At 69.1% G+C, this 6,139-nt stretch carries 6 protein-coding genes; 3 read left to right on the top strand and 3 right to left on the bottom strand.

Annotated features, from left to right (window positions below):
- The first annotated feature begins 99 nt into the window (after positions 1-99).
- The 3 genes from JOD27_RS39520 to JOD27_RS47005 all read left to right on the top strand — a co-directional run bounded on the left by JOD27_RS39520 (position 100) and on the right by JOD27_RS47005 (position 3,738).
- Positions 100-1,488 (top strand): aminobutyraldehyde dehydrogenase, encoded by a 1,389-nt coding sequence (locus JOD27_RS39520; protein ID WP_204767478.1) that lies wholly within the window; start codon positions 100-102, stop codon positions 1,486-1,488.
- 536 nt (positions 1,489-2,024) lie between these two features.
- Positions 2,025-2,678, top strand: a complete 654-nt coding sequence (locus JOD27_RS39515; RefSeq protein ID WP_204767477.1) for a hypothetical protein — start codon at positions 2,025-2,027, stop codon at positions 2,676-2,678.
- 208 nt (positions 2,679-2,886) lie between these two features.
- Entirely contained in the window at positions 2,887-3,738 is an 852-nt protein-coding gene (locus tag JOD27_RS47005) for a zinc-binding dehydrogenase (protein WP_307830593.1), read from the top strand.
- A 55-nt stretch (positions 3,739-3,793) separates the two neighbouring features.
- Here the strand turns inward: JOD27_RS47005 and JOD27_RS39505 are convergent, their stop codons facing one another.
- The 3 genes from JOD27_RS39505 to JOD27_RS39495 all read right to left on the bottom strand — a co-directional run bounded on the left by JOD27_RS39505 (position 3,794) and on the right by JOD27_RS39495 (position 6,104).
- On the bottom strand, positions 3,794-4,498 hold the full coding sequence (locus tag JOD27_RS39505; RefSeq protein WP_204767476.1) for an anti-sigma factor family protein: 705 nt from the start codon (positions 4,496-4,498) through the stop codon (positions 3,794-3,796).
- Entirely contained in the window at positions 4,495-5,046 is a 552-nt protein-coding gene (locus JOD27_RS39500) for a sigma-70 family RNA polymerase sigma factor (RefSeq protein ID WP_109637237.1), read from the bottom strand. The genes JOD27_RS39505 and JOD27_RS39500 overlap by 4 nt, the downstream gene beginning before the upstream one ends.
- Positions 5,047-5,165: 119 nt before the next feature.
- Positions 5,166-6,104 (bottom strand): DUF1996 domain-containing protein, encoded by a 939-nt coding sequence (locus tag JOD27_RS39495; RefSeq protein ID WP_307830592.1) that lies wholly within the window; start codon positions 6,102-6,104, stop codon positions 5,166-5,168.
- Between the last annotated feature and the right edge of the window lie 35 nt (positions 6,105-6,139).

Raw genomic sequence — 6,139 nt, 5'->3', positions numbered from 1 at the left:
CGGAGAGCCACCCAGCGGCAAGCACACATCAGCCACACCCCGCCGTCCTGGGCGTCCAGAACACCTCGTCCTGGACATCAACAAGCTTATGGAGCACACGTGATCGTCGCGAACTTCATCAACGGCACGACGGTTCCCGCGGACGAGACCTCTGCGCTGGTCGACCCCGCCACCGGCGAGGAGTTCGGGCGAGCCGTCGTCTCCCGTACCGCCGAGGTCGACGCCGCCGTGCGTGCCGCCGCGGATGCCTTCCCCGCGTGGTCCCGGACCACTCCCGGCGAACGTCAGCTCGCGTTGCTGAAGCTCGCGGACCTGCTGGAGGCGCACGCCGAGGAGGTCGCCGACGCCGAGATCCGCGAGACCGGAAAGATCCGCTCGGTCGTGCTCGGCGAGGAGATTCCGCAGTGCGTGGACCAGATACGGTTCTTCGCCGGTGCCGCCCGCGCGCTGGGCACCGCCGCCGCGGGCGAGTACGTCCCCGGCGCCACCTCGTACCAGCGGCGTGAGCCGGTGGGGGTGATCGCGCAGATCACGCCGTGGAACTACCCGCTGATGATGGCCGTGTGGAAGATCGCCCCGGCGCTGGCCGCGGGCAACACGGTCGTGCTCAAGCCGGCCGACACCACGCCGTCCTCCACGGTGCTGCTGGCCTCGCTCGCCGCTCAGGTGCTACCCGCCGGCGTGTTCAACGTGGTGCTGGGCGACCGCGACACCGGCCGGGCGCTGGTCGAGCACCCGGTGCCCGCGATGGTGTCGCTGACCGGCTCAACCCGGGCCGGCATCGAGGTGGCCCGCAGCGCCGCCGCGACGGTGAAGCGCACGCACCTCGAACTCGGCGGCAACGCGCCGGTTCTGGTGTTCGACGACGTGGACGTGGCCGCGGCCGCTGAAGGCGTTGTGGGCGCTGCCTTCTACAACGCCGGTCAGGACTGCACGGCCGCCACGCGCGTGCTGGTGCACTCGGCGGTGCACGACGAGTTCGTCGCGGCGCTGGTGAAGGCCGCGTCGGCACAGGTGCCCGGGACCGACTTCGGGCCGTTGAACAGCAAGGCGCAGCTGGACCGCGTGCTGGGGCTGCTGGCCCGGTCGTCCGCGACCATCCACTGTGGAGGGAAGCAGCACGGCACTGCCGGGTTCTTCCTGGAGCCCACCGTGGTCTCCGGACTCGCGCAGGACGACGAGCTGGTGCAGGAGGAAGCGTTCGCGCCGGTGATCACCGTGCAGTCGTTCGGCTCCGACGACGAGGCGGTCGAGCTGGCCAACGGTGTGCCGCAAGGGCTCGCGTCGTCGATCTGGACCAGGGACACGGGCCGGGCCGCGGCACTGACGGCGCGGCTCGACTTCGGCATCGTGTGGGTCAACACGCATGGCCTTGTGGCGTCGGAGATGCCGCACGGCGGGTTCGGCGCTTCCGGCTACGGCAAGGACCTCTCGATGCACGGGCTGGAGGACTACACGCGCGTCAAGCACGTGATGATCGCGCACTAGAGTGAGCGTCGCGGCTTGGTCGTGCTCCGTTGAGTAGGGCAGGGGGCTGGGCGGTCTGGTGCTCGTCACCGAAAGCCCGGATGGTCGCGCTCTCATGCACGTCGCTGCCGAGATGGCGGTAGAGAAATGCTGACGCAAACGTTTGCTGATCATCCCAACTGCTGCCAACCGTGCAGTTGGCAGCCAGGAGAGCGCGATCTTCATGATCGAAGCGCGGCTGCCTGCCGGCCACAGCGCGAGAGATAGCTGCGACACGCTACTAGAGTGAGCGTCGCGGCTTGGTCGTGCTCCGTTGAGTAGGGCAGGGGGCTGGACGGTCTGGTGCTCGTCACCGAAAGCCCGGATGGTCGCGCTCTCATGCACGTCGCTGCCGAGATGGCGGTAGAGAAACGCTGACGCAAACGTCTGCTGACCACCCCAACTGCTGCCAACCGTGCAGCTGGCAGCCATGAGAGCGCGATCTGCATGATCGAAGCGCGGCTGCCTGCCGGCCACATCCCCAGAGATAGCTGCGACACGCTACTAGAGTGAGACGAATGGGGGCAGCGGTGCACACGAACGGTCTGGCCGAACGGGCCAGGGAACTCTACGAGCAGGCAGTGTTCGGCGGTGACGCGGAGGCGCTCACCCAGGCCGACCGCGAGCTGGACGCCGCGGAAGCCGATCTCGCGCTCGCCCGCGGCCGCGTCCTGCACGCGAGGTTTCTCCAGGACCGCCAGGAGGATCCGCGCGAACTCCCGCTCTTCGAGCAGGCGGCCGAGCTGTACCACCGGCTCGGCGACGCACAGGGCGAAGCCGAGGCGCTGTTCTGGATCGGCTGCTTCCACCAGGTCGTGCGGAACGGCGACGAGGAGGGCCTGCCGTTCCTGGAACGGTCCTACCGGCTGGCCGTCGAGTCGGGTGACGACCTGACCAGGTCCTACGCCGTCCGCCACCTGGGTTTCGCGGACCTCGCCAACGGCGACAGGGAGTCCGGGCGCCGCAAGCTCGAGGAGTCCGTGGAACTGCGCCGGAAGATCGGTTTCCAGCCCGGTGTCGCGGCGGGCCTGCTCGCCCTCGCGCAGGTGGCGGCGGAAAGCGGCGACCGCGAGGGCGAGCTGGCACTGCTCGACGAAGCCGAGGCGACCGCCAGGGACTGCGGGGCGCACGGCATCCTGCAGTGGGTCGAGCGCTCACGAACCGACGGCTGACTTCAGCGGCAGATAGCCCCCTTTCTGCCACTGCTCGGCCGAGTAGAGGTCGGGACGGACGGGCGCACCGCCACGGTGTTGACCTCCAGTTAAGTGGAGCTCCTAGCGTTCGAGGCATGTTCGCGATTCGGCAGTACGAGTTCGGCCCGGCGGAGAACCTGCTCTTCGAAGAGGTTCCCGACCCGGAGCCCGCCACCGGCCAGGTCGCGTGGCGGTGGCCGCGGCCGGCGTCCACCTCGTCGACACGACGATCCGCAGAGGCGGGTTCGGCCCCGTCGACTTCCCCACGACGCCGGGCAGGGAGGTCGCCGGCGTCGTCACGGCGCTCGGTGACGACGTCTCACCCGAGTGGCTGGGCCGCAGGGTCGTCGCGCACCTCGGCCAGGCCAACGGCGGCTACGCGGAGCTGGCCGTCGCGAAAGTCGAGGCGCTGCACGCACTTCCGGACGACGTGTCGTTCGAGGCCGCGGTCGCGATGATCGGCACCGGCCGCACCGTCGTCGCGGTCCTCGACGCCGCGAAGCTCACCGAGGACGACGTGGTGCTGGTGACGTCGGCGGCGGGCGGCATGGGTGCGTTGTTCGTGCAGGAGGCGCGCAACGTCGGTGCGCGGGTCATCGGGCTGGCGAGCGGAGAGAAGCTCGACTACGTGATGGACAACGGCGCGGACGCCGCCATCGACTACACCCGGCCTGGGTGGGCGGACGGGATCAAGGACATGACCGTCGTGCTCGACGGCGTCGGCGGTGAGGTCGGGGAAACCGCGTTGAGGACGCTCGGCGTGGGCGGACGGCAGATCATCTACGGCTGGGCCTCCGGTTCGATGACCGCGATCAGCACGGAAGTGTTGTTCGCGGGCAGCCTTACCGCGACGGTCGCGCTCGGGCCCGGCCTGATGCGGCGCGGGATCCGCGCGCTGGAGGACGAGTCGATGGCGGGGCTCGCGAGCGGCCGGTTCGTGCCGCTGATCAACCCGCCGTTCGCGTTGAAGGACGCCGCCAAGGCGCACGAGGCGCTGGAATCCCGTGCCACGGTGGGGAAAGTCGTCCTCAAGCCGTGACGAGGCGGAGGGGCCGCCCGCGAACGGACGGCCCCTCCTTTTCTCAACCCCTCGGTCAGGCCTGAATCGGCACCTCGACGAACTTCTTGCCCGCGAAGTTCTCGACCAGCACGGACTTGACGTCGTCGGGTGCCACGAGCGCGGCACCGTCCAGGCTCGCGCCCTCGGCGGCGCCCTTCTTGGACACCACCCAGGAACCGGCCTCCTGACGGCTGCCGTCCTTCGCCACCACGAAGATCCGGCACTTCTCGCCTTCGGGAATGCCGTTGACCGCGATGCTCGTGCGCACCCAGCCCGCGGCGGGAATGACCTTGACGGTCATCGACGCCTTGGTCACCGGGTCGGTGAACGTCGCGAGCTTGGTGCCCGACGGATCCGGTGCCACGGTCTGCGAGGGGGCAGCCGTGACGTCCGGCGAGGTCGCCTTGCCGACGAAGACACCGGCACCCAGCACCAGGGCCGCCACGACGGCTGCCGCGGCTCCCAACGCGAACTGACGACGTCGCGCGACGCCGCCTCGTTCCGCACGCACCTGGCGGAGCGTGCGCTGCAACAACAGATCGCCGCCCTCCGGCGGCCCGTCGAGCATGGCCTCCGGCGGCACTTCGCCGAGGTAGGCCTCCATGGCGCGGAGGTCCTCGAGCTCGCGCGCGCAGTCAGGGCAGGACGCCAGGTGCTCGTCCATCTCGCGCACCTCCTGCTCGTCCAGTGCTCCGAGAACGTAGGCACCGAGCAGCTGCGGGTCGTGCTGCGTGGTCATCCGGCCACCCCCTTCAGTGCGACCTGTTGACCGACGAACGTCTCCCTCAGGGCTCGCAACGCGTAATACGATCTTGATTTAACCGTGCCCGGTGGTACCCCGAGCGCTTCCGCCGCCTCCGTCACGCTGCGACCGCGGAAGTAGATCTCCATCAGCACATCGCGGTGGTCGGAGGACAACCTGTCGAGCGCCTCCAGCACCACCACGGAGTCGACGACCTGATCGGCGTGGTCGCGCTCGATCGGTGGTGTCGCCGGCGACTCGGCCACCTCCTGCGGACGCGCGGCCTTGGCCCGCACCCGGTCGGTGACGATGTTGCGCGCCACGGTCAGCAACCAGCCGCGCACCGATCCCTTGCCGTTCACGAGGGCGTCGGGGTGGCGCCATGCTCGGACGAGGGTCTCCTGGACCACGTCCTCGGCAGCCGCCCGGTCGCCGGTCAACCGCGTCGCGTACGCAAGCAATGCCCGACCGTGCTCCTCGTAGAGCGATCGGATCAATGCCTCGTCGGCCGCGGTCTCCCGTTTGCGGGAGAACAAAGCCGCCATCCACCCACTCCTCCCCGCCCGCGAACACCTCTTGCGGGCGTTCTGTTCAAGACCTCAGCCGACACACGAGCGAAAGCGGGCTTCGGTTCAAAGAGGTTTCTGAAAAAGTTGAGGGGATGCTAGTGCCGCGAGTGGTTGAGGCGCTTGACGAGGTCACTCATCTGCGCCTCCGGCATCACGTTGATGGACATCGCGTGGTCGGTCGCCGGGTCGCGCAGCTCCTCGGGGAAGCTGTCGATCGCGAACGGGCGGCCGGCGGGCACGTCGTACCCCACGGTGACGCGCAGGCGCGGGATCGGGAACGTCCTCGGCGGGCAGACACCACCCGCCAGCGGGAACACCACGTGCTTGCGGTGGGAGGCGCTGTCGGTGTTGTTGCCGTCCCAGCAGCTGCCGAAGTCGAAGCTGCGCAGCGTGGTCGCGCTCCCACACAGCGGGTACCTCGTCGTGTACCGACCGGGTTTGTCGGCACAGCCCCACTTGGCCCGGACGTTCGGGCCGTAGTTGTTGGTAAACGCCGACGGGTCGCCGGTGATCAGGCGAAGAAACCGCGGCATCGGCAGCACGTCGCTCACCGGGCTGCCCTCGTACCGGATCTCCACGCTCTTGGGCTTCAGCACCTCGCCGGTGTTGCCGTGCAGCCCGCCGCCGTCGGCGTGCGCGTCGTGGCCCGTGCCGTCCGTCAGGCGGAGCACCGGCCAGTAGTAGGTGGAGCGGTCGTCCTTCTCGCACGTCGTGGGCGCGGCCGCGAGAGAGGCGTTGGTCGACATCGCATCGGCCGACTTGTTACCCACGTACTCGTGTGTGTGGTGTGCGCCGAACGGGATGCCGGGCGAGACCACGGGGTTGTCGGCGTTGAGGTGCCGTTCCTCGTTCGTACCGCACAGGATGACGACGCTGGGCCTCTCCGGCTCGTTCAGCACCTGGTCCAGTTCGCGCACGTACTGGTCAGCCGGTCGTTTACCGCTGGACGCGCCGCAGAGCAGCACCGCGGAGACCCCGACGACGATGGCCGCGACCGCCGCTATCGCGATGGTCGTCGGTTTGTTCGGGGCCACCGCTACAGCTTGCCAAGCCGATCACGAAGGCAACA

The sequence above is a fragment of the Lentzea nigeriaca genome, assembly GCF_016907955.1.
GTDB classification, from domain to species: domain Bacteria; phylum Actinomycetota; class Actinomycetes; order Mycobacteriales; family Pseudonocardiaceae; genus Lentzea; species Lentzea nigeriaca.
The sequence above is the reverse complement of the archived record's forward strand: the minus strand, read 5'-3'. Positions and strand labels throughout refer to the sequence as shown.

What these genes read in the sequence shown, in the direction of transcription:
- JOD27_RS39515 (WP_204767477.1), top strand. Translation starts at nt 2,025, where the DNA reads ATGGGGGCAGCGGTGCACACGAACGGTCTGGCCGAACGGGCCAGGGAA.
- JOD27_RS39505 (WP_204767476.1), bottom strand. Translation starts at nt 4,498, where the DNA reads ATGACCACGCAGCACGACCCGCAGCTGCTCGGTGCCTACGTTCTCGGA.
- JOD27_RS39500 (WP_109637237.1), bottom strand. Translation starts at nt 5,046, where the DNA reads ATGGCGGCTTTGTTCTCCCGCAAACGGGAGACCGCGGCCGACGAGGCA.